Below are 23,391 nucleotides of genomic sequence, written 5' to 3'. Positions count from 1 at the left end.
GGAATGGGGGCTCGCGGCGAGGGCGAGCCGTCAGACGATGTCGAGCACATCGGCCACAGGTCGTCGAGGAGCCGGGGCGCCCTCGGGTCCGTATCCCAGACGGATCACGATCTGTACGTGCCCCATGGCCGTCGTCGGGTCCCGCACCACCCACCGGAGTTCGGGCCACTCGAGGGGCTGGGAGGTCAGGGACGCGACCAGGCCGTCCAAAGTGGCCTGGAGCCAGACCCGCTCCAGCGCCTGGCCGGCCCGCAGCCAGTCCAGCGGCCGGTCCTGTGCCGTACCCAGCAGAGCGATCTGAGGCCGTTTCTCGAACGGGGCCCAACCGCGCCCGGGTACCTCGCGGCCGACGGCGAAGTCCCGTACGGGGGAGCCGGCTCCCCACTGGCGGGGGCCGAACGCCTCGGCGGGGATCCCGTCCGAAGCCGGGGTCCCCTCGGCGGGCTCGGTCCGGGCCCAGTGGGCCGTCTCGCCCCGCACATCGGGGTTCCGTGCCTCCCGGCCTTCGGCGTCGCGCACCAGATCCAGGACCGACTGCACATGCCAGGCATCGGGGAAGACGAGCCGGGCGCCTTCGAGGCGGGCCGCCGCGCACAGGCCGTCCTTCAGGGCATCCGGGATGTCGTCCTCGCGGAAGGGACGCCGGCTGGTGTGGCGTCGCCGGGTCGCCGGGTGGAGAAGGGCGAGATCGTCGCCGGGGCTCGCGTCACCCGTGAGGTCCACCTCCGCCAGCAGCTCGGGGACCGACGAGTCGGGCAGGAGCCGGGTGGCGGGCTCCCGGCCTGCCGCCACCGCGGCCACCCGCAGGTTGAACAGTGCGGCACCACAGCCGAGGTGCATGCCGCGCCCGTCGGGGTCGGTCTTCGGGAGGGTGCGTTCCGGGTCGGCGTACAGCTGCAGGACGCCGCTGTCACTGAGGAACCGGAATCTCCAGGGCTGTGCGTTGTGCTGGGACGGAGCTGCCGTGGCGTCTTCGACGAATGCGGCGACGACGGACACGTCCAAGGGCGGTGCGGTCACTGAACCCCCTCCGGAGTCGATCCGGACGGTTGATCACCTTCCAGACTGGGGGCGCGCGGTACGCCGGGGTAGGGCCGTTCGGACCTCTTGAAGGACCGTGCGGACCGCGTCTTCCGGACGAGGATGTGCGGCCGGCGCATCGAGCGGCTTGGGCCGAATGCCGCACCGATGAGGGCGACATGCCCGCGTCCCTGTGGGAGCGGTACGAAGGGGTCGTGCCCTCGGCTGGTCTGCAGAGGCCGGCGCACCAGGTGATGGCGGACACCATCGTCGCCACGGCGACGGAACGCGCCCGGCGCCGCAATCCGGACGTGACGGTCACGGCTGAGGTCCTGCCCGAGGACCCGGTGGACGCCCTCCTGCGCGAGAGTGGCAACGCCACGGCCGTGGTGACGGGATGCCGTGGCCGTGGCGAGTTGCAGGGGTTGCTCCTCGGCACGGTCAGCCTGGCCGTGGCGGGCCGCGCCTCCGGGCCGGTGATCGTCGTACGGGGAGACGAGGCGGGGCTGCGGGGAACCCACGAGCGGGTCATGCTCGGCGCCGGCGAACCCGGCACGAGCGGTGCGGCGGCGCGGTTCGCCCTTCGGGAGGCCGGGGTGCGCCCCCGCGTCCTCGATGTCGTCCGCGCCTGGCGCCGTCCGGCGCACGAACCCACGCAGCACCCCCTGCTGACCGGGGATCCGGCGCTCTACCACCAGGAGCGGGCCTCCACGCTGATCGACGCCCTGCTGCAGGACCCAGCGGCGGATCACCCGGACGTCCGGATGAAGAGGACCACGGTCGAGGGGCCCGCCCACAAGGTGCTGCTGCACCGCTCGGCCGCCGCGGACCTCGTGGTCATCGGAGCCCGCCGCGGCCACGACCCCTATGGACTCCGCCTGGGGAGGGTGGGACACACGCTCCTGCACCACGCCCAGTGCCCGGTGGCCGTCGTACCGGAGCTGCCGTGAGCGTGAGCGGTCTGGTTCTGTTCACGAGAGAATCCCGTGGAATCCCGTGGACAAAGCCATCGGTCACTGCGCCAGCGAGAAGTAGCTCTCCTCCTCCTGCGCGAAATGAAGGCGCAGGATCGTGTGGAGGCCGTACAGCGAGGCGCGCAGGTCGTCGAGTTGCTCCGGCCGGAGCCCGCCTTCCTCGTCGGCGAGGCGTACGTGGGTGGCGATGCGCTCCGCCAGGCGTTCGATCTCGGCGTGGGCGCGGCTCATGGTGTCGGTGGCCTCCGGGCCCAGACGCCGGTCCAGCGCCGGGTAGAGCTCCTGTTCCTCCGCGTGTTCGTGGGGGAGCAGGCGGTTTCTGAGCATGTGGTCGATCTCGCGTACGGCGGCCAGGGCGCGGGGGCCGTGGTCCGTGGCGAGGAGGCCGGCGGCTTCCCGGATGGCGTCGAGGGCGTCCCTGAGGTCGTCGTGCTCGGTGGCGAACCGGTGGATGAGGCTCTCCGCTTCCGGTTCCAGGGTGGGGCGCACGCCGGGTGGCGGGAGCAGGGCCCGCAGCGCGTTGAGGATGACGGTCACGTCGATGGCCTCCTGGAGGAGGGCGCCGGGTGCGGGCGGGAGCAGGCCGAGGAGCGCGGCCGTCATGGCGGCCAGGGACATCGCCATGCCGCCCGCGGCGCTCTGCACCGCGATCCGGCGGGCGCGTGCGGCAATCTCCATCGCGTCGGCCAGGCGCCCCACGCGGTCCGTGGTCAGGACGATGTCGGCGGCCTCCGAGGCCGAAGTGGACCCACGGGCCCCCATGGCGACACCGACGTCGGCTGCGGCGAGGGCGGGGGCGTCGTTGACACCGTCGCCGACCATGACCGTGACGGCCCGCTCGCTCTCCTCGCGCACTGCGGCGATCTTGTCGGTGGGCAGTTGCCCGGCGCGTACGTCGTCCAGGCCCAGGACCGCTCCCACCTCATGGGCCGGTTCGGGACGGTCTCCGGTCAGCATCAGTAGCCGCTCCAGCCCGGCCGCCCTGAGACGGCGGATGGTGCGGGGCGTGTCGGGGCGCAGCGGGTCCCGCAGCAGCAGGGCACCGGACAGCGTGCCGTTCACGGTCAGCCAGACGGTCGCGGCGCCGTCCAGCAGTGCCCGGTTGTCCACCGCACGCGCCCAGCCTGGCAGGTCGGCCGGGGACAGTTCCGTCCTTCCCACGGCGATGCGCAGGCCGTCCACGGTCCCCGTGACCCCTCGTCCGGGTTCCTCGATGACGTGCTGCGGAACGGTCAGGGGCAGGTTGCGGGATCTGGCCTCGTGGGCGATGGCTTCGGCCAGGAGGTGGGTCGACACCTGGTCGAGCGAGGCGGTCAGCCGCAGCACCTCCGCCGGAGCCGGGCCGCCCGGAGCACCCGCCACCTCCAGCACCCGCGGCCGTCCCACGGTCAGCGTGCCCGTCTTGTCGATCACCAGGGTGTGGGCCCGGCCCAGTCGCTCCAGTGCGCCGCCGTCCCGGACCACGACGCCCCGCCGGGCGCACTGCGACAGGCCGGAGACGATGGCGGCCGGGGTGGCGAGCAGCAACGGGCAGGGGGTCGCGACGACAAGGACGGCCACCGCCCGAACAGCGGAACCGCTCACCACCCAGGCGACGGCGGCCAACCCCAGCGACAGGGGCAGGAACCAGGCGGCGTAGCGCTCCGCCAGCCGCACCATGGGAGCCCGTTCCGCCGCCGCCTGTCGGGCCAGGCGCACGATCTCGGCGTAGGTGCTGTCGGCGGCGGTGGCCTTCGCCCTCAGCTCGAAGACGCCCCCGCCGCCCACGACTCCGCTGCGCACCGTCTCGCCGACCCCGCGTTCGATCTGGGCGGACTCCCCGGTCAGCACGGACTCGTCGAGCACCGCCGGGCCGACGGTGATCTCACCGTCCACCGGCACCACCTCGCCCGGGCCGACCACCAGCACATCACCGGGAGCGACCACGTCCAGCGGCACGACCCTCACGCCCCCGCCGTCGCGGCGACGGGCCGAACGCGGGGCGTGCTCCAGCAGGGAACGCAGGTCCCGTGAGGCGCGCCGTTCCGCCGCTCTCTCCAGGGACCGCCCGGTCGCCAGCATCAGCCCGATCAGCGCGCCCGCCAGGTACTCGCCCACCGCGAGGGTTCCGGCCAGCGCGAGCACCGCGATCACATCGACGCCGGCCCGTCCCCTGCGCAGATCGCCCACCACCCAGGCGACCGCGGGAACGAGGGCCAGCGCGGTGCCGGCCGCCCAGCAGGCAGCCGCGACATCGTGACGCCCCAGCAGCCACGCGATGCCGCCGGCGAGCAGAGCGCCCGCGGTCGCCGCCAGCAGTCCGGACTCCGGCAGGCGCTGGCCCTGCCGAGCCGATACCGCCCCGAGGTTCGTCTCCTGCCGCCCGCCACGGCCACCGGCCTTGGTCTTCATGGCTCACGCCGAGGCGTGCGGGACGGCGATGACGGGACAGCGGGCGTGGTGCAGCACGCCCACACTCACCGAGCCGAGCAGCATGCCGGCGAAGCCGCCGCGACCCCGGGTCCCCACCACCAGGCCGAGAGCGTGGGCGGATGCCCCGGTCAGCACCTCCACCGGATGACCGCTGACGAGTTCGTGATGCACCTGCACGTCCGGGTACGCCGCGCCGCGCCCCGCGACGGTTTCGGAAAGCACCCGCCGGTACTCCTGTTGCTCCGCGTGCTCGTCGAACATCCAATGCAACGGCCCGGACTGCCACGCATACACGGCGCGCAGCGCGGCGCCCCGCAAGGCGGCCTCCTGAAAGGCGAAGTCGACGGCGGCGGCGCAATGCGCGCTGCCGTCCACGCCGACGACGAAGTGCGCGGGCTGCTGAGTGACGTGCTCCGGCTCGGGGACCACGACCACCGGGCAGCGGGCATGCGCCATGACGGGCACGGCGATGGACGAGGAGCCGAACACCTCCCGCGCTCGGCTGAGGTGCCACGAGCCCAGCACGACAGCCGTGGCCTGACGGCTCTGCTCCCGCAGGACCCACGCCGGGTTCCCTTCAGCCAGCAGCCCGGACACCCGCACCTGGGGCTGCCGGGCCTCCACGAAGGACACCGCCTCCTTCAGCACACGCTCGCCGGCCCGGTGCAGCACCTCGTTCCACGCCTCCCAGGAGGGCGGTACCTCCCACCGACCGAACCCGACGGTCGGCATGCTCTCGGCGTGCACCAGGCGCAGCGGCAGTCCGCGCCGCGCCGCCTCGTCTGCCGCCCAGGCCAGCGCCATGCGCTTCGCGGGGTCGGGATCCACACCGACCACGATCGGCAGATGGGTATCCGGTCGTGCCATCGTGATCTCCGTCATGAGCCGCGTTCAGGTGATGCGGTGCGTACACCCAGGTGCTCGACGTACGCGCCGGGTCCGGAGAAATACAGCGTCACCCGTCCCGCGTCCCAGCGCACGTCGTACAACGGGCTTCCGCCTGGTCGTGCGGCTGTGCGAGAGCGTCGACGGCGTGGGTCCGGTCGGCCTCGGCCGCGATCGCCCCGCCGAAGGCCGCGATGTCCAGGCTGGTGACAGAGGTCGAGTACATCGACGACGTGGTCGAGGTGAACAACCACCTCACCACTGTGTGAGGCCGGTAGGGCGGGGACGGGAAGGCACATGCACATGCTTCCGGTATCTCCGTATTTGTATGCTTGTGCCGGAAGTCCTGCGCCCATGGGCTCCATGGGGACCGACGGTCGCCGCACCTGCTTTCCGCGGTGCTGAGGGAGCAAGGCCATGAACACGTACACCGACGTGAACACCTCGTCGCCACCCGTCTCCGACGGGATGGTGATCGGCAAGGACGGGATGGCCGCGCTGGTCGATGTCCTGATCGGGCGCGGTTTCACCGTGGTCGGCCCCACTGTGCGGGACGGCGCGATCGTGCTTGCGGAGCTGGAGTCGGCCGACCAGTTGCCCTACGGATGGGGCGTGGAGCTGGAGGCCGGGCAGTACCGGCTGCGCGAGCGACCGGACGGTGCCGCGTTCGCGAACGCGGCGGGTCCGCAGTCGTGGAAGACGTTCCTGCACCCGGCGCGGGTACGGCAGTGGAGTGCCGACCGGGTGGGGGACGAGACGGTGTTCACCTCTGACGAGCCCCCGCCGGTCCGGTACGCGTTCCTCGGGGTGCGTTCCTGCGACCTGCGGGCCATCGCCATCCAGGACCGGGTGCTCACCGGGGGGCCGCACCGCGACCCCGTCTACCAGGGGCGGCGCACCGGAGCGTTCCTGGTGGCGGTGGAGTGCACGGAGCCCGGGGGCACCTGTTTCTGTGTCTCGATGGGCACGGGACCGGCGGCCGGACCCGGTTACGACCTGGTGATGACCGAGGTGGTCGATGACGACGGTCACCGCTTCTGGATCCGCGGCGGCAGCGAGGAAGGCGCCGAGATCCTCGCCGGACTGCCGGCCCGCCCGGCGGACGCCGCGACCCGCGAGGCGGCCCGCGCGGGCGTCGCCTCCGCCGCGGACCGCATGGGACGGACCATGCCCGAAGCCGACCTGAGGGAACTGATGGCGGGCACGCTGGACGCCCCCCGCTGGGACGACGTCGCGGGACGCTGTCTGACGTGCGGGAACTGCACCATGGTGTGTCCCACCTGCTTCTGCACCACCACCGAGGACGTCACCGACCTCACCGGTGACCACGCGGAGCGGTGGCGGCTGTGGGACTCCTGCTTCGACCTCGACTTCTCCCATCTGCACGGCGGCCCGGTCCGCGCGTCCGCGCGCAGCCGCTACCGGCAGTGGATGACCCACAAACTGGGCACCTGGTACGACCAGTTCGGCTCCTCCGGATGTGTGGGCTGCGGCCGCTGCATCGTGTGGTGCCCGGTCGGCATCGACATCACCGAGGAGGCTGCCGCTCTGCACGACTGGACGCAGCCCCGGGCATCGCAGGAGGGGGAGGCCCCGTGACCCGCCTGCCGTCGTCCCTGGACTTCCTCCCTGCTGCGCACCGCGAACGGCTGATGGTCACAGGACTGGCCGTCTCGTACCCGGCCGGTACGCGGCTCTTCGACGAGGGCGGGAAGGCCGACCGCTTCTGGCTGCTGCACTCCGGCGAGGTCGCCCTCGACGTGTACGTCCCCGGCCGGCACCCGGCGCCCGTGGTCGAGACGCTCGGCCCGGGTCAGTTGCTGGGCTGGTCGTGGATCTCCCCGCCGCACCGCTGGCACCTGGGGGCCCAGGCGGTGACCGCGGTGGAGGCGACGCAGTTCCCCGCCGCCGAAGTACTCAGCCTGTGCGCGGCCGAACCCCAACTCGGCTACGCCCTGATGCGCCGCTTCACCGAGGTCGTCGCCGAGCGCCTGCAGGCGACCCGCACCAGGCTGCTGGACCTGTACGCGCCATACGGAAGCGGCCCGGCATGAGCACCGTGACGCCTCCGCTTCCGTACCGGGTCGCCGACACCCGCCCGGAGACCGCCGACACCTGTTCGGTGGAACTGGTGCCGGTGGGGCGGGAGCTTCTGCCGATCTCGCCGGGCCAGTTCGCCATGATCTACGCGTTCGGCGTCGGCGAGGTGCCCGTCTCGGTCAGCTCCCTGCGTGGTCGGCACGGAGGGCTGGTGCACACCGTGCGCGCGGTGGGTGCGGTCTCCGCGGCGCTGTACCGACTTCGCCCGGGAGACACCGTGGGGCTGCGCGGGCCCTACGGCGTCGGCTGGGACCTGGATGCGGCGGCCGGCCACGATGTGCTGGTGATCGCAGGCGGCATCGGGCTTGCGCCGCTGCGGCCGGTGGTGCACACGGTGTTGGAGCGGCCCGCGGTCTACGGCCGGCTCGGGATTCTGGTGGGCGCCCGTACCCCCGGCGACCTGGTCTACCGGGAGGAGATCGAAAGTTGGCGCGGCCCGGCCCGGGTGGCAGTGACCGTCGACCGCCCCGGCCCGGGCTGGCACGGCGCGGTCGGGGTGGTCACCACGCTCCTGGACCGGTTCGACATCCAGCCCGACCGCACGTGCGCGCTGGTGTGCGGCCCCGAGGTGATGATCCGCCACACCGCACGCGCCCTGACGGACCGGGGCGTGCCCCCGCACCACGTCCAGGTGTCCCTGGAACGCAACATGCGCTGCGCCACCGGCCACTGCGGCCACTGCCAGCTCGGCCCCCTGCTGCTGTGCCGGGACGGCCCGGTCGTCGGCTACGACCGGGCTGAACCACTGCTCGCCGTACGGGAGTTGTGAGATGGTGATCAACACGCGACCGGACACCGGCAACGGACCGGACGCCGACCCCCGGCCGACACTCGCCGTGTGGAAGTTCGCCTCCTGCGACGGCTGTCAGCTGACCCTGCTCGACTGCGAGGACGAGCTGCTCGGCCTCACCGACCGGATACGGATCGAGCACTTCCTGGAGATGTCCGCCGCGGAGGGCCCCGACGGGGAGCGCGCGGAGCTGTCCGGGCGCGGACCGTACGACCTCTCCCTGGTCGAAGGATCGATCACCACGGCCGAGGACGCCGAGCGGATCCGGCACATCCGACGCATCTCCCGGCGCCTGGTCACCATCGGAGCCTGCGCCACCGCGGGCGGCATCCAGGCGCTGCGCAACTTCGGGGATGTCGCCGAGTTCCGCGCCGCGGTCTACGCCCGCCCCGAGTACATCGCCACGCTGGAGACCTCGACGCCGATCTCGGCCCACGTACCGGTCGACTTCGAACTGCGCGGCTGTCCCATCGACCGCCGCCAGCTCCTGGAGGTCATCACCGCCCACCTGGCCGGACGCAAACCGGGCATCCCTGATCACAGCGTCTGCTTCGAGTGCAAGAGGCGCGGCACCACCTGCATCACCGTGGCCCACGGCACCCCCTGTCTGGGCCCGGTCACCCACTCCGGCTGCGGCGCGATCTGCCCCGCCTACGGACGCGGCTGCTACGGCTGCTTCGGGCCGAGCAACAGCCCCAACCTGCGCAACATGGTCCGGCAACTGCGCCACGACGGGATGAGCGAGCGCGACATCCTGCGTGTCTTCCGCACCTTCAACGCCGCGTCGCCGGAATATGCCCCCGTACCCGATCTCGCGGCTGAGGCAGCCGAGGAGCAGGACGACTCTCAGGCCAGGACAGACACCACCCCGGAAGGGCCGGTATGAGCCATCGCGGATCCCGCGTCCTGCGGCTGGACGCACTGGCCCGCGTGGAAGGCGAAGGCGCCCTCCACCTGCGCGTCCACGACGGAACGATCGCCGAGGCACGTCTGCGCATCTACGAACCGCCACGCTTCTTCGAGGCCTTCCTGATCGGCCGGGGACACACCGAACCACCGGACATCACCTCCCGCATCTGCGGCATCTGCCCGGTCGCCTACCAGATGAGCGCCTGCCAGGCGATCGAGAACGCCTGCGGCGTCACCGTGGACGGCCCCCTCGCCGAGCTGCGCCGCCTGCTGTACTGCGGGGAATGGATCGAGAGCCAGACTCTGCACATCCATCTGCTGCACGCGCCCGACTTCCTCGGCTACCCCAGTGCGATCGAACTCGCCCGTGACCACCGCGCCGCGGTCGAACGCGGCCTAAGGACCAAGCAGACGGGCAACGCGATCCTCGAACAGCTGGGAGGCCGCTCCATCCACCCGGTCAACGTCCGCGTCGGCGGCTTCTACCGCACGCCGACGGTCCAGGAACTCCGCCCACTGGCGGACCGGCTGCGGCAGGCCCGCGAGGACGCGCTGGAGACCGTGCGCTGGGTGGCCGCCTTCGACTTCCCCGACGCCGTGTGCGACTACGACCTCCTCGCACTGCGCGATCCGGGCCGATACGCCATCGACTCCGGAACACCCGCGGTCATGGCCGCCCTCGACCACGGTGACACCGAGCGGAGCCCGGCCCTGCGCGAGTTCCCGGTCGCCGACTTCGAGCAGCACGTGCACGAAGAGCAGGTACCGCACTCCACCGCCCTGACCGCCACCCTCGACGGCCGCCGCTACCTGACCGGCTCACTGGCCCGCTACGCCATCAACGGCCGGTGGCTGCACCCCGTGGCGGCCGAGGCCGCGCGAGACGCCGGGCTCGGCGACCCGGCCGCGGGCGCGGTCTGCCGCAACCCCTTCCGCAGCATCGTCGTACGCGCGGTGGAAGTGGTGCACGCCGTGGAGGAAGCCCTGCGCATCATCGACGCCTACGAACCGCCTCCCCGCCCGGCCGTCGACGTCCCGCCACGCGAGGCGGTCGGTACCGGCGCCACCGAGGCACCCCGCGGACTGCTCTACCACCGCTACGCCATGGCGGAGGACGGCACGCTCACCGCGGTCCGCATCATTCCGCCCACCGCCCAGAACCAGTCGGCCATCGAGGAGGACCTGCGACGGGCCGTCCAGGCGCAACTGGACAGGCCCGGCCCCGCCGCCGATGACGAGCAGCTCACCGCCGTGTGCGAGCGCGCCATCCGTAACCACGACCCCTGCATCTCCTGCTCCACCCACTTCCTCGACCTGACGGTGGAGCGCACATGACCGGCCGGGTCGTGGTGATCGGTGTGGGCAATCCCTTCCGCCGTGACGACGGCGTCGGCCCGCTGGTGGTGGAGGCACTGCGGGACCAGGTTCCCGACGGCACCGTGCTCGCGGTCAGCGACGGCGAACCCAGCCGGATGCTCGACCTGTGGCACGGCGCTGACACCGTGGTCGTGGTGGAAGCCGTCCGCACGCATCCTGCCCGGCCCGGCCGGCTGCACACCCTGTCAGCGGCGGAAGCAGCCGCGCAGGCAACCGGTCCGGCGAGCACCCACGCCCTCGGCCTGGGAGAGTGCTTGGCCCTGGGGAGAACTCTCGACCGGCTCCCGCGCGAGCTCGTGGTGCATGCCGTGGAGGCGTCCGACATCGACCTGGGTACCGGCCTTAGCGAACCGGTGCGTTGGGCCCTTCCTGAACTGATCGACCGCGTTGCCGCTTCCGTACGGAAGGCACGCGGTCATCATCGCTAGGAGGCGGCGGACCGGGCCTGCGGCCGGTGGTGCACCGCTGCGACGCAGGTGCCGGAGACAGAGCCGGTGCCCCGCCCGTGAGCGGGGCACCGGCGGGAAACCGGTGCCTGGCCGGCATGCGCCGCACGAAGGTATGCGGTAGTCCTCGAATGAGAAGAAGCCGAGCTCGGCGTGCCGGTGCCGCCTGGGGCAGGCAGGCTCGCTCACCGTCATTTCGGCTTCCCACGAGACGGAGGCAGTCGCCATGGACCCGGTCGTCACGGTGGGCCTCGACGGCTCGCCCGAGAGTCTCGCCGCTGCTCGCTGGGCCGCTGACGAAGCCGAACGGCGCAAGCTCACCCTGCGCCTGCTGCACGCGTGGCCGCTCCTGGTGCCGGAACCGACCCGCCTTCCCTGCGAAGTCGATCAGAACTACTGGGCGAAGCGGCTCGTGCACGACGCACGGGCGAAGCTCCAGGCACGCCACCCCGGCCTCACCGTCGTCGGCAGCCTGATCGCCGACGACGCCGAGCACGCACTGCTCCGAGCGGCAACCGAAACAGGCGAAGATGTGCCTACGCCCACATCCCACGGCGGCGTGGTGGTGGCGCTGAAACTGCACGGATCGTGCGACGACCTGCTCGCATTCGCCTTCGGTACCGCCGCGGCGAGGAACGTGGACCTGCGGACCGTCCACGGCCGCAGCGTGCCCATCCACGCGCAGGTGCCCTGGGGCATCGACCACGACATCACCGAAGAGATCAGGCAGGACGCGCAGAAACGACTGAGCCAGGCGCTCCGCCCCTGGCGCGAGAAGTTTCCGCACGTCGACGTCGCCGACACCATCGCTCTCGACAGCCCTGCCAAGGCCGTCGTGCGGGCGGCCGAGGGCGCCGGAATGCTGGTGGTCGGCAGACGCAGGCATCATGCTGCGCTCGCACCACGCCTGGGTCCCGTGGCCCAGGCCGCCATCCATCACGCGCGCTGCCCTGTCGCCGTCGTACCCCATGACTGAGCCGGGCCACCACAGGGAGCCGAACATGCCGGGGCATCACTCCGACGCGTCGGTGCCGCGGTCAGCCACGGGAGTCAACGCGCCGACTACGGCTCACGACGCTACGGCGCTCCCTCGCGCAGAAGTGCGCGAGACCCACACCGCCCTGGTGTTCTTCGTCGGTGACCGCGCCTACAAGGTCAAGAAACCGGTCGATCTGGGCTTCCTGGATTACTCCACCGTGGCGGCGCGCCGGACCGCGTGCGAACGCGAGATCGCTCTCAACCGCCGCTTCTCTCCCGACGTCTATTTGGGCCTCGGCGAGATCCGCAGCCCGGAGACGAAGGTGCCCGAACCGCTCGTGGTGATGCGCCGCATGCCGGCCGACCGGCGCCTGTCCCTGCTGGTACGGGAAGGCGCTGCGATCGACGACGTCCTGCGGGCCGTGGCCCGGCAGCTCGCCGCGTGCCACGCAGGCGCTCACCGCAGCCAAGAGGTCAACGAACAGGGCTCGCGGGACGCGCTGTCCTCGCGGTGGGAGGCCAGCTTCACGCAGGTCCGCGCATTGGCCGACGACGGATCGGTGCCCGAGGGGATGGAGGAGATCGAGCGGCTGGTGCGCCGCTATCTGGCCGGACGCAAGCAGTTGTTCGGCACCCGCATCGAGCAGGGGCGGATGGTGGACGGCCACGGTGACCTGCTCGCCGAGGATGTCTTCTGCCTGGACGACGGGCCCCGCATCCTGGACTGCCTGGAGTTCGACGACCACCTTCGCTACGTCGACGGCCTCGACGACGCGGCGTTCCTCGCCATGGACCTGGAACAGCTCGGAGCACCGGAGGCCGGGGCGTTCTTCCTCACCCAGTACGGCGAGTACTCCGGCGATCCGGCGCCGCCCTCCCTGTGCCACCACTACGTCGCCTACCGCGCGTTCGTCCGCGCCAAGGTCTCCCTGATCCAAGGACGACAGGGCGCGCCCGGCGCGGAGGCGGCATCACGTCGGCTGGTCACGACGGCACTGCGCCACCTACGCGCCTCCGCCGTCTGCGTGACACTCGTGGGCGGGCTTCCCGGCAGCGGGAAGTCGACCCTCTCCGGGGCACTGGCCGACCGCCTGGGTGTCACGCTGCTCAGCAGCGACCGTCTCCGCAAGGAACTGGCAGGCATCCCGGCGGAGCAGTCCGCGGAGGCCGGCTACGGGGAGGGCCTCTACACGGCCGAGTGGACCGCCAGGACCTACGAGGCCCTGCTCGACCGGGCAGCCGCCCTGCTGTCCTGCGGCGAGGCCGTCGTCCTGGACGCCACCTGGTCCGACGCGGCACAGCGCGAAGCGGCCGTGCGCATGGCCGAACGCACCAGCGCCGACCTGGTGGCCCTGCACTGCCAGGTCCCCAGCGACGTGTCGGCGGCCCGTCTGACCACCCGAGCCCCCGGAGCATCGGACGCCGACCTCGAGGTGGCCGCTGCCATGGCGGCCACGGAGCCACCGTGGACGGAGGCCGTCACGATCGACACGAGCGGCCCCCTGGAGTCCGCGGTCGTCCAGGCGCTGGCAGCCGTGCGCCCGTGGGGCCCTGGTCAGGCCCAGGTCTTCCGCCGCCCCTACATGGAGCCGGACTGAGGAGGGAACACGCGACAGCGGGCCGCGCGGTACGGGCCCGACCGCATCTCGTGCTGCGGTGTGCGGGTCGACGACGAGCAACCGGTGCGCACCGGCCGCCGCCCGTGCCTCGGCCACCACTCGGACACCCACGCCGCAGGGTGTCGTCCGGGGATGCGGGGTCGGCGTAGCGCAGCAGCACGCCCACGCAGGTCAGATTCCCGGCGGCATCGCCCGGCTCATGTGTCCTACCGGCCGACGGATACCGGGCTGCCGGGCGGTGGGTGTCGTCACACGGTGATCCGGCGCCCGGTGATGCTGAGAGGTTCGATGCGGATCCACAGCTCACGTTGCCCGCCCGCCCAGGGTGCGCTGTACGCCTGTTCCTCCAGCCGCCGTACGGACTCGGGATCCGTCACAGCTCGGGCACGTCCCCTCACCAGGACGCTCCAGCCCTGGCTCAAGGCTCCGTCGACGTGGTCGATCTCGAAGGCCACTTCAGAGCCCGACGCCTGCGAAGGTACCGCGTGGGGGTGTGTCCTGAAGACGACCGTCCCTTCCACGACGCTGTAGTTCACAGGGACGACCAATGGTCCCGCGGCGGTGGATACGGCGAGTCTTCCCACGCCGTGCGTCGAGAGCAGCTCCTGGCACTCCTGCGTGGTCAGTTCCGTGAACTTCGGGTGCCGGCCCGCCTGTCCGAGGCCGGGTGGCAGATCGACGTCGCCACCGGAGAGGTCCCGGACGGTGGTCTCGAGTGCTCCGGCCAACCGCAGGAGGGAGGCCGCGCTCGGCGTGGCGGTGGACTGCTCCTCCAGATACCGGAGGTAGCTGGCAGCCATACCGGCCCGATCGGCCGTTTCCTCCCGGGTCAAGCCGAGTTCCTCGCGCCGCAGGGCGATTCGGCGCCCAAGGTCACCGGTCGGGTGGCCTCCCCCCGCGTTCGACGATGCTTGTGCGGCCACAGCCCGTCACCTCCTCTCGGAGGTCGCGCGGCCGATCGTGGGCGAGCCGTGCAGTGGCCGCTCGCCGGACGACAGGCGGGAGTCGTCGAACCGGTGGGTGAGCTGGTCGATCACCGCGACCACGCCGTCGATCTGCCGGGTCATGGAGACGGCGATCTCCGTCTCGCTCTTGCGTTCCAATTGGCCGGTGAGGGTGACCACGCCTTCGACCACGAAGACGTCGACGGCCATGGGGGGCAGCCGCAGTGTGCGGACCATGACCTCCTCGATCACTTCGTCGCGGATCTCCGCGTCGGGCCGCAGGAAGACCTGGAGCAGGTCGCGGCGGGTGACGATGCCGACGAGCCGGTCCTCCTCGTCCAGTACGGGCAGCCGCTCCACACGTCGCTGCACCATGGTCCGCGCGGCTTCCGCGATGGTCTCCTCGGCATGAACGGTGACGGGTGGAGCGGTCATGAGCTGACCGGCGGTGAAGGCGCTGGACCTGGCGGCCTGCCGGTGCGCTCTGAGTGGGGCGAACCGGAAGCGAGGCCTGGTCTCGTCCCTGTCGAAAGCTTCCGACTGCCTGGTCACCAGGTCCGTTTCGGAGATGACGCCGATGACCTTCTCGTCGTCGTCCACGACGGGCAGTCCGCTGATCCGGCGGTCCGCGAGGAGCCGCGCGACTTCCTTGAACGGAGTGCGATATCCGGCGCGGACGACATCCGTGGTCATCACGGAGCCGACCTTGTTGTGCTTCACGTCGTTGCCTCCTCAGCGGAGCCGGCGCAGATACGGGTTCTGGGGCCTGCGGGGCAGCAGGCGCACGCGCGCGTCGAGCACCGTTACTCCGCCCGGTGCGGCAAGGACGGGGTTGAAGTCGGCCTCGGCGAGCTGCGGTAGATCGCTCGCCATGCGGGACACCCGCAGGAGCAGCTGTTTCAGGGCCTCGACGTCGACAGGCCCGGTACCGTGCGCGCCGAACAGGAGCGGGGCGCAGCGCGGCGCCGTGATCAGGTCGTGGACGTCCTGGTCCTTGAGCGGGGCGAGGCGGGCGGCGTGGTCGGCAAGCACCTCGGTCGCGGTGCCGCCCAGACCGAAGAGGACGAGAGGGCCGAACACCTCGTCCTGGACCACACCGGCGAACAGCTCGGTGCCGCGGGCGGCGAGTGGCTGGACGACCACGCCGGTCATCAGTCCGGCGAACCGCGTCTCGAAATCCCGGAAGGCGGCCCGTACCTGCGACTCGCCCTGGATGTCGAGGTGGACGGCGTGCTGCTCGCTCTTGTGCAGCAGGCCCGGCCAGTGGGCCTTCATGACGATCCGGCCGTCGGGTCCGCGCAGCCGTTCGGCGGCGATCACGGCGTCGTCCTCGGTCTCGGCCCAGGCCCACGGCAGCTGCGGGATGCCGTAACAGGCCAGCAGGTCGGCGCAAGTGCGCGGGCCGAGCCAGCCTCCGTCCGGGTGCCGGGCGAGGTACGCGTCGGCGATCTCGTGGGCCTGCGGGGTGTCGATTCCGGAGAGGGCCGGGACGGTGCCCACGGACCGGGAGAGCCACGCCGCTCGGCGCGCGGCGTGGGCCAGGGACCGCGCCGCCGCCTGGGGATCGGCGTATGAAGGAATCGTTCCACCGGCGGTGGTGGGCAGCAGTTTCACCGGGAGGTCCTGTTCGATGCGTACCGCGACGACAGGCCGTTTCCGGTGCGCGGGATCGCTGGTGAGGGCGCGGGTCAGGTCCTCACCGGTCGCCGCGGCGACCGCCGTGGGGACGAGGGCCACCAGCACGGCGTCGACGTCCGGGGAATCCAGGAGCCGGTCCAGGCAGTTGCGAAGCTGGTCTTCGGAGACGGCGGCGGTGGTGTCGACGGGGTTGCCGACCGTCGCTCCCCCAGGCAGCACGGCGAGCAGGTCGTCGATCACCTCCGGGGCAAGCGGCGGCAGGGTGAGCCTCGCCTCCACGCAGGCGTCGGCCGCCAGCACACCGACGCCGCCCGCGTTGGCGACGATCGCGACGCGGCTACCGGCGGGAAGCGGCTGGGAGTGCATCAGGGCTGCCGTTTCGAGGAGTTCGCCGACCGAGCGGGTGGCGGTGATGCCGGCCTGGGTGAACAGCGCCTGCCGGGTCATGGTGGGGGTGGCGGCTGCCGCGGTGTGCGAGGCGGCGGCGCGGCGGCCGGCCTCGGTGCGGCCGGCGTCCACGGTCAGGACGGGGATGCGGCGGGTGACGCGCCGAGCGGTGCGGGAGAACGCTCTCGGGTTGCCGAAGGACTCCAGGTGCAGCAGGGCGAGGTCGGTGCGGCCGTCGCTCTCCCACCACTGGAGCATGTCGTTGCCGCTGACGTCGTACTTGTCGCCCAGGGAGGCGAAGGACGAGACGCCGATGCCGAGCCGGGACAACCCATCGAGCAGGGCGATCCCCACCCCGCCGGACTGCACGGCGACGCCCGCGGTTCCCGGCAGCGGGTGGTCGGCGGCGAACGTCGCATCCATGCGCAGCTCGGGGTCGGTGTTGGAGATGCCGAGGCAGTTCGGGCCGACGAGCCGCATCCCGTACGTACGGCACGCGGTCATCAGGCTCTGGGCCTGGGCATGGTCGAGGCCGGCGGTGACGACGACGAGCGCCCGTACCCCCGCCTTGCCGCACTCCTCGGCGGTGGCCGGGACAGCGGCCGCGGGCACGGCGACGACCGCCAGGTCCGGGACCCTGGGCAGGGCACCGACCGCGGGGTGGCACGGCACACCCAGGATCGAGGTGACGTTCGGGTTCACCGCGAAGAGGCGCCGTGTGAAGCCGCCCGCGTGCAGGTGGTGCAGGACGGCCCGCCCCACCGATCCGGGCTTGCGCCCCGCGCCGACGACCGCGACGGTCTCCGGCCTCAGCAGCGGCTCGAGACTGGCCACGTCGGCGGCCCGCCCGCGCTCCTCCACCGCCGAGAGGTAGGCGTCGTCCTCGTCGAGCGCGATGGTGCACCGGACCTCGGGCCCGTCGAAGTGGCGCCTGGTGCACAGGCCGAGGTCGGCGAAGAGCCGCAGCACGTCGAGGTTCTCGCTCAACGCGTCGGCCTTGAACGTGGTGATGCCCTCCGCCCGGGCTGCCGAGACCAGATGCTCGATGAGGAGGGTGCCGACACCGCGGTGGTGCAGCCCCTCGGCCACCGCGACGGAGACCTCGGCCGCGTCCTTGTCACCCCCGGTGTCGTACTCGGCGAGGCCCAGTACCCGGCCCTTGGCCTCCGCCAGCAGCGCCCGATGGCCGGGGCGGGCCGGGGCGCACGCATGGTCGGCGGCCATGGCGGCCGAACTCGGGCTCACCGTGAAGAACCGCAGCCGGAGGTTCTCCGGGGACATCTCCTCGTAGAAGGCCCGCAACCGCTGGTGATCATCCGGCTCCACGGGCCGAAGGCAGACGGTGCTGCCGTCCGCGAGCAGGGCGTGGATCCGGGGGCGGCTGAGTGGGTCGTCCGTCATCGCGGTTTCCTCCGGCCTCTCGACATTTCGAGCATCGGCCGCCGTGCCGGGGATCACATGGGCTGACCGGGGTGGGACGGGGGCCGGTCGGCCCTGAAAGCGAATCGCGATCCCGCCGGTGTTCTCAGTCACGGGGGGCCCACAGAGCCGGTGCGGGAGGAGATCGAAACGCGCTTCCGCTCGCGGCCCCCTGGCGTGCCCGCAGACGGCGGCCCTTCGATCGCTGCAGGCCGCGGGCATCGTTGATGTCCGTCGGTGCCGTGGGCCGACAGGTCCGGTGCCGATGCGGCGTGGGAATCGATCTTGGACAGCGCGGGATGGCGTCCCCTGAAGCTCACACATAATCCGTGGCCAGCCCATTTCGTCGGTTCCCCACCACGAAGAACCGATGAAACGGGTCTCTGCTAGTGACGGAAGTCACGGCGGGGGCCCGTTTCTCGTTGTGCTTGCGATTGTGAGGGATCGCACAGCCTGGTCAGGCAGACAACAGGCCCCGACGGGTGAGGTATTTCACGGGCGGGGCCTGTCTTCGTCAGGCTGCGGTGCGAGTGGCCGGGCGGGTCGGTCCACGCGGCCGGTGTCAGGGGCCCGTCGGCGTCCAGGCCTTCGGTTCTCCGGTCGTGCGGCGGAGGTGGGTACGGCGCCGTGGGCGTTTGCCGCCGAGAGCGAGGGTGTCCGCCTTTTGTGCCGGGCGATGACCGGGTTGTCGAGGGCGGCATCGAGAAGCGGGGGCGGGGAGGACCTCGAGGTTCGGCGCGCCGTCGTCGAGGAGTACGGCGTCGGTGTTCTGCATCCCGAGTCACGATGACGTGGGCGTCGTACCCGAGGAGGTACTTCTTGCTGAGCGAGGGCTCACGGTGACATGACTGGCAGAGGACGATCGCAGAAGATCAGTCGGCGGAGATGCTCGCGATGAGGACGCGAACAGCCTCGCGGGCGCTGTCCGCGGCGAAGCGGACCTCGCGTACCTCCTGCAGCGGCTTCCCGGGCTTGGGCGCCACGGGGTACGGCTCGCGCAGCTTGACGCTGAGCGTGGTGGAGTCGCCGATCGGTATCGCGAGGACGCCGTCGTTGATCTGTACAGCCCTTCGATAGCCGCTGTGCCGGATCATGCGGACCGATTCGACGAGGTCGAGCGGAATCGCGATCTGCACGAAGTGCGCGAAGCGCAGCACCATCTTGCCGTCGCCGACGGTATGCGGGCGGATGGACAGCGCCGCGATGAAGCCGAGCACCCAGAGAGTTCCGTAGATGGAGACCACCAGCAGGATGATGCGTACTACGGACCAGGGCACAAGGAACTCGACAGCGAGGATCTCCAGTGGCACCAGAAAGACCAGCGCCTACATGATTGGCTTGATTTCTGAGCCATAGGTCAGGACGACGTGCCCTTCCGGTGCGTCCGGCTTACGGAGTATCCATCGCCAAAGGGCGCGAAAGAGGCCGAATTCCATCCCCATCGCCTTGGCCACCGGGGCGGGGAGCACGGTGGACAACGCCTGGTTGAGGGCCTCCTGGCCGTCGGCTCCCCGGCTCCGGGAACTCTTGTAGGCCCGCCTGGCAAGGGTGAATTCGGTGATCACGATCCCGGCCAGGAGCAGTTCGAGCAGCAGTCCGACCGCCACCGCTTCGTCCAAGCTGAACACGCCACCCCACACGAGGCAGACCTGGGCGAGGACAACGGTAGGTGCCGCCCATCGGGCGGTGGTCGCCATGAAGCTCCGCAACGTCAACCGCCTTCCTCTCGCTGATGCTTGGTGCACGGGCAATCATCCCCGCCCGTTCTCAGCGGCCAGGCGACGCGAAAGCCCGCATTGGCTGCATCCTTTCGCCGGCGCGGGCTACGGAGAGGGCTTTCCACACGCGCTGCACTCACTGTCTCTGCCAGCCCTCTTCCCCGACAATCCAGTTCTCGCCCGAGGTCCCACCGACTGCTCCGTCGGCAGCCGTACGGGAATGACACCGCCGTTCAGCAGCGACATGGAGATCGACGGGCGAAGCCGGTTTTCCACGCTCGCCGGGATCCCCAGTGCGATGCGCCGGCGTGCCAGATCGAGCAGGCCAGCCCCATCCGGGCCGCGGAGCGGGTGCGCGAGCGGCGGGTGCGTCGCGCGGTGGCGTGGCAGTGCTTGGGCGGATCCCGGTCGACCCGGGTGGGACCGAGTTCGTCGTACGGCCGATACGGCCCGCACCTGACCAGCGCATTTCGTCGATTCCCACGAGGAGGTACCTACGAAACGGGCATCGCGCGGCCCACGGTTCCGGCTTGACGGGGCACCGGGCCTGCCTGCTTCGGCGGGGCACGTCATCCGCTGGTAGCCGTTCGTGTCCGGTTTCCTTCGGCATGATTCGGCAGCTCTGGAGCCGGACCCACGGCGCGATCCTCGGGCACCGTTGCGGGTGGGATGGGGTCGGGTCCGTGCCGCAGAGTGCTGGATGTTCTGGAAGGGCATAAGGGCGTTGAGTGGAACAGTCGACTTCAAGTGAGTCAGGCTGTAGCCATGCGGTCGCTCTTCCGTGCAGCTGGACCATCAGGAGCGGGCGGTCATGGCCGGGTCCTCTTCAGGCTCGGGCAGTGTGTGCCGTTCGTGATCGTCCTGTTGGCGCTGGGGATCGAGCTCTCGCCCGCACATGCCGTGGTGACCGGTCCCATCCTCGCCGCGACACCGGCCTTGGCTTCGCTGACGATGGGCCCGAGAGGCATTCTCTCGGCAGCGGCTGGAGCCTTCGCCGTCACCATGATCACGGCCACCCTCCACCAGAGTTGGGGTGGCCAGGTCTACAGCAACCTTCTGTCTCTGCTCATGGTGTCAGTAGCGAGCGTCGCCGTGAGCAATGCCATGCGTACGCGCAGGCAGATCGAGCTCGACCAGGTTCGCCGCGTCGCCGAGGCAGCCCAACGAGTCCTCCTGCGCCGTGTGCCGGCCCGGCTGGGGCCGGTGCGGATGGCCAGCATGTATCTCGCGGCAGAGAGGGGAGCGCAGATCGGCGGCGACCTGTATGAGGCGGCGGAAACCCGATACGGGGTTCGGATGATCGTGGGTGACGTCCGTGGGAAAGGGCTGGCTGCCGTGCGCTTGGCCGCAGCCGTGCTGGGTGCGTTCCGGGAGGCCGTCCACTATGAAGATGATCTGGTGGAGGTGGTGAACCACTGCGCGGCTGCGCTGCACCGGGAGTGCGCCGTGCCGAGTGTGGTCCACCAGGACGCTGAGGGAGAGCCCACCGAGGACTTCGTCACCGCGCTCGTTGTTCAGGTGTCCGACGGTTTCGCGGTCCATGTGGTCAATCGCGGCCATCCGCCCCCGCTGGTGCTGCGCCAGGGCAAGGTTGAGGCCTTGACGCCCACCTCACCTCTGCCGCCCCTCGGCATGGAAGACTTCATCACCGTTCTTCCTGGCGAGGCGGAGAGCTATCCGTTCGCGCCCGGTGACCGTCTGCTGCTGCGCACCGACGGTGTCATCGAAGCTCGGGGCCCTGACGACGATTTCTTCGCCCTGCCCGAGGCCATGGAAGCGGTACACCCATGTACTCCGTCGGAGTTCCTGGAATGTCTGCACCAGGGATTGGTCCGCCACACCGGCGGCTACCTGGCGGACGACGCGGCGATGCTCCTCGTCGAGCGGCTCGACGAGGGAGGCGATCAGGCAGGCGACGCCGCCGACTCCACGGCGCCACGTCCTGGGCGCGGTGCTTGACGCAAACCCGCCATCCGACGTGCTCAGTCACATCCCTGCGCCTGGGGGGTGAGAAATGATCTGCATCTCCACGGGAAACGATCGAACGTGGTGAAGCCCACAGGGCAGGCGACCAGGTTTATCCACAGCCTTGGAGTTGTCCACAGGGTCTGACGCGTCTCGGCAGCCGGCTGTACGGTCATCGGCAGTTGATGTTCATACGGCCGCATGGCCAGCGGGGGAGGCGGTCGATGTGACCGAGGTCGGTACACAGATCGGGGCGGCGGTGCCGCGGCAGGCGGCCAGGATCTCGCCGGTGCCGGGCTTCGCACGGTGGCCCGCCCAGGGCTCACCCAAGGAAGAGGGCAAGGCCCTGCGCGCACGGGTGCGCCGCAGCTCGCACGCCGAGCTGGTGGTGGACGTCGACCGCCCGGACGCGGTCACCGCGGTCGAGGAGTCCAACCGCGGCCGGATCCCCGAGCTCACACCCATACGCGTCGGCAGGATGGCGGCCTCGCCCTTCGCGTTCCTGCGTGGCTCGGCGGGCCTCATGGCATACGACCTCGCCCGCACCCCGATGACGGGCATAGACGCCCAGATCTGCGGCGACGCGCACGCGGCGAACTTCGGGCTCTACGGGGACGCACGCGGCGGCCTGGTCATCGACCTCAACGACTTCGACGAGACGGTGCACGGCCCCTGGGAGTGGGACCTCAAGCGGCTCGCCACCTCCCTGGTGCTCGCCGGCCGCGAGGCGGGGGCCGGCGAGGACAAGTGCCGCGACGCGGCGCACGACGCGGTGGGCGCCTACCGACGCACGATGCGCCTGCTCGCCAAGCTCCCGGTCCTGGACGCGTGGAATGCGATCGCGGACGAGGAACTGGTCTCCCACACGGACGCCCACGATCTGCTCGGCACCCTGGAGCGGGTCTCGCAGAAGGCGCGGGCCAACACGAGCGGACGGTTCGCGGCGAAGTCGACGGAACCGGTCGAGGACGGCGGCCGCCGATTCGTGGACGCACCGCCGGTGCTGCGCCGCATACCGGATGCCGAGGCCGCGGCGGTCGCGGCGTCGCTGGAGGAGTATCTGACGACGCTGTCCGAGGACCGCCTCCCGCTCCTGGCCCGGTACGCGGTGCACGACGTGGCGTTCCGCGTGGTCGGCACGGGCAGCGTGGGCACGCGCTCGTACGTGGTACTGCTCCTCGACCACCGAGGTGAACCGCTGATCCTCCAGGTCAAGGAGGCCCGTCCGTCCGCGCTGCTCCCCCATCTTGCGACGGCCGGCCGCCCGCTGCCGGAGGTGGAGCACGAGGGCCGGCGGGTCGTCCTCGGCCAGAAGCGCATGCAGGTCGTCAGCGACATCCTGCTGGGCTGGACATCGGTCGACGGGCGCCCGTACCAGGTACGGCAGTTCCGTAACCGCAAGGGCAGCGTGGACCCCGCGGCCCTGGCCATCGACCAGCTCGACGACTACGCCCGCATGACCGGAGCGCTGCTGGCACGTGCCCACAGCCACAGCGCCGACCCGCGCCTGATCTCGGGCTACTGCGGCAAGAACGAGGAACTGGACGAGGCGATAGGCATGTTCGCCGTGGCTTACGCGGACCGTACGGAGGCGGATCACGCGGAGCTGGTGGCTGCGGTGAGCAGTGGACGGGTTGCGGGGGAGTTGGGGGTCTGAGGGGGGTGGGGGCCGAGGGGGAGGGGAGGGTGGGGGGAGGGGGAGCCCCCCACGCTGCGCAGTACAGCGACCTTCCCGTGGTGCCCCCCCATGGCCCGTCCGGCACCCTTGCGCTCGGTGGACCGGCGTGCGAGCCCGCGGCCGTGTCTTAGT

The 23,391-nt window shown here is 71.1% G+C and carries 20 protein-coding genes; 11 read left to right on the top strand and 9 right to left on the bottom strand.

Features of this window, described 5'->3' with window-relative positions; all coding sequences use genetic code 11:
* Positions 1–30 precede the first annotated feature (30 nt).
* On the bottom strand, positions 31–1,020 hold the full coding sequence (locus ASC56_RS25680) for a hypothetical protein (protein WP_055493917.1): 990 nt from the start codon (positions 1,018–1,020) through the stop codon (positions 31–33).
* A gap of 179 nt (positions 1,021–1,199) precedes the next feature.
* Here ASC56_RS25680 and ASC56_RS25675 point away from each other — a divergent pair, with 179 nt between their 5' ends.
* The gene (locus ASC56_RS25675) at positions 1,200–1,970 is read left to right on the top strand and encodes a universal stress protein (RefSeq protein WP_055493916.1); all 771 of its coding nucleotides are present in this window, start codon (positions 1,200–1,202) and stop codon (positions 1,968–1,970) included.
* Positions 1,971–2,033: 63 nt separating this feature from the next.
* Here ASC56_RS25675 and ASC56_RS25670 read toward each other — a convergent pair whose 3' ends face one another.
* The 3 genes from ASC56_RS25670 to ASC56_RS42150 all read right to left on the bottom strand — a co-directional run bounded on the left by ASC56_RS25670 (position 2,034) and on the right by ASC56_RS42150 (position 5,517).
* Positions 2,034–4,385 carry a heavy metal translocating P-type ATPase gene (locus tag ASC56_RS25670; protein ID WP_107309349.1) on the bottom strand — a complete coding sequence of 784 codons (2,352 nt, stop codon included), beginning with the start codon at positions 4,383–4,385 and terminating at the stop codon, positions 2,034–2,036.
* Between the two features lie 3 nt (positions 4,386–4,388).
* Complete coding sequence (locus ASC56_RS25665; RefSeq protein WP_055494038.1) at positions 4,389–5,273, bottom strand: universal stress protein; 885 nt, start codon at positions 5,271–5,273, stop codon at positions 4,389–4,391.
* A gap of 88 nt (positions 5,274–5,361) precedes the next feature.
* Positions 5,362–5,517 carry a hypothetical protein gene (locus ASC56_RS42150; protein ID WP_234377058.1) on the bottom strand — a complete coding sequence of 52 codons (156 nt, stop codon included), beginning with the start codon at positions 5,515–5,517 and terminating at the stop codon, positions 5,362–5,364.
* A 191-nt stretch (positions 5,518–5,708) separates the two neighbouring features.
* Between ASC56_RS42150 and ASC56_RS25655 the strand changes: the two genes are divergently transcribed.
* The 8 genes from ASC56_RS25655 to ASC56_RS25620 all read left to right on the top strand — a co-directional run bounded on the left by ASC56_RS25655 (position 5,709) and on the right by ASC56_RS25620 (position 13,489).
* On the top strand, positions 5,709–6,890 hold the full coding sequence (locus ASC56_RS25655) for a 4Fe-4S dicluster domain-containing protein (protein WP_055493914.1): 1,182 nt from the start codon (positions 5,709–5,711) through the stop codon (positions 6,888–6,890).
* Positions 6,887–7,345, top strand: coding sequence for a cyclic nucleotide-binding domain-containing protein (locus tag ASC56_RS25650; protein WP_055493913.1), 459 nt, complete (start codon positions 6,887–6,889; stop codon positions 7,343–7,345). Before ASC56_RS25655 ends, ASC56_RS25650 begins: the two co-directional genes overlap by 4 nt.
* Positions 7,342–8,160: an FAD/NAD(P)-binding protein gene (locus ASC56_RS25645; protein WP_055493912.1), complete on the top strand. Its 819-nt coding sequence runs from the start codon at positions 7,342–7,344 to the stop codon at positions 8,158–8,160. The genes ASC56_RS25650 and ASC56_RS25645 overlap by 4 nt, the downstream gene beginning before the upstream one ends.
* 1 nt (position 8,161) lies before the next feature.
* Positions 8,162–9,067: an oxidoreductase gene (locus tag ASC56_RS25640; protein ID WP_079102700.1), complete on the top strand. Its 906-nt coding sequence runs from the start codon at positions 8,162–8,164 to the stop codon at positions 9,065–9,067.
* Positions 9,064–10,425 (top strand): Ni/Fe hydrogenase subunit alpha, encoded by a 1,362-nt coding sequence (locus tag ASC56_RS25635; RefSeq protein WP_055493911.1) that lies wholly within the window; start codon positions 9,064–9,066, stop codon positions 10,423–10,425. The genes ASC56_RS25640 and ASC56_RS25635 overlap by 4 nt, the downstream gene beginning before the upstream one ends.
* Positions 10,422–10,895 carry a hydrogenase maturation protease gene (locus ASC56_RS25630; protein ID WP_055493910.1) on the top strand — a complete coding sequence of 158 codons (474 nt, stop codon included), beginning with the start codon at positions 10,422–10,424 and terminating at the stop codon, positions 10,893–10,895. Before ASC56_RS25635 ends, ASC56_RS25630 begins: the two co-directional genes overlap by 4 nt.
* Before the next feature lie 244 nt (positions 10,896–11,139).
* The gene (locus tag ASC56_RS25625; RefSeq protein WP_055493909.1) at positions 11,140–11,889 is read left to right on the top strand and encodes a universal stress protein; all 750 of its coding nucleotides are present in this window, start codon (positions 11,140–11,142) and stop codon (positions 11,887–11,889) included.
* A gap of 124 nt (positions 11,890–12,013) precedes the next feature.
* Positions 12,014–13,489, top strand: coding sequence for a bifunctional aminoglycoside phosphotransferase/ATP-binding protein (locus tag ASC56_RS25620; RefSeq protein WP_055493908.1), 1,476 nt, complete (start codon positions 12,014–12,016; stop codon positions 13,487–13,489).
* A 269-nt stretch (positions 13,490–13,758) separates the two neighbouring features.
* Here the strand turns inward: ASC56_RS25620 and ASC56_RS25615 are convergent, their stop codons facing one another.
* The 5 genes from ASC56_RS25615 to ASC56_RS42140 all read right to left on the bottom strand — a co-directional run bounded on the left by ASC56_RS25615 (position 13,759) and on the right by ASC56_RS42140 (position 19,595).
* On the bottom strand, positions 13,759–14,433 hold the full coding sequence (locus tag ASC56_RS25615) for a pyridoxamine 5'-phosphate oxidase family protein (RefSeq protein WP_055493907.1): 675 nt from the start codon (positions 14,431–14,433) through the stop codon (positions 13,759–13,761).
* A 6-nt stretch (positions 14,434–14,439) separates the two neighbouring features.
* Positions 14,440–15,174: a CBS domain-containing protein gene (locus ASC56_RS25610; RefSeq protein WP_055493906.1), complete on the bottom strand. Its 735-nt coding sequence runs from the start codon at positions 15,172–15,174 to the stop codon at positions 14,440–14,442.
* Positions 15,175–15,186: 12 nt separating this feature from the next.
* A complete protein-coding gene (locus tag ASC56_RS39950) occupies positions 15,187–17,880 on the bottom strand; it encodes a bifunctional GNAT family N-acetyltransferase/acetate--CoA ligase family protein (RefSeq protein WP_055493905.1) in 2,694 nt (897 codons plus the stop codon).
* Positions 17,881–18,770: 890 nt separating this feature from the next.
* The gene (locus ASC56_RS42145) at positions 18,771–19,208 is read right to left on the bottom strand and encodes a hypothetical protein (RefSeq protein ID WP_234377057.1); all 438 of its coding nucleotides are present in this window, start codon (positions 19,206–19,208) and stop codon (positions 18,771–18,773) included.
* A 15-nt stretch (positions 19,209–19,223) separates the two neighbouring features.
* Positions 19,224–19,595 carry a hypothetical protein gene (locus ASC56_RS42140; protein ID WP_234377056.1) on the bottom strand — a complete coding sequence of 124 codons (372 nt, stop codon included), beginning with the start codon at positions 19,593–19,595 and terminating at the stop codon, positions 19,224–19,226.
* Positions 19,596–20,459: 864 nt separating this feature from the next.
* Here ASC56_RS42140 and ASC56_RS25595 point away from each other — a divergent pair.
* Positions 20,460–21,575, top strand: coding sequence for a PP2C family protein-serine/threonine phosphatase (locus ASC56_RS25595; RefSeq protein ID WP_371330280.1), 1,116 nt, complete (start codon positions 20,460–20,462; stop codon positions 21,573–21,575).
* A gap of 232 nt (positions 21,576–21,807) precedes the next feature.
* On the top strand, positions 21,808–23,238 hold the full coding sequence (locus ASC56_RS25590) for a DUF2252 domain-containing protein (RefSeq protein WP_234377055.1): 1,431 nt from the start codon (positions 21,808–21,810) through the stop codon (positions 23,236–23,238).
* The last annotated feature ends 153 nt before the right edge of the window (positions 23,239–23,391 follow it).

It is taken from the genome of Streptomyces sp. TP-A0356, from assembly GCF_001417775.1.
Lineage (GTDB): Bacteria > Actinomycetota > Actinomycetes > Streptomycetales > Streptomycetaceae > Streptomyces.
This window is presented reverse-complemented; position numbering and strand designations above follow the sequence as displayed.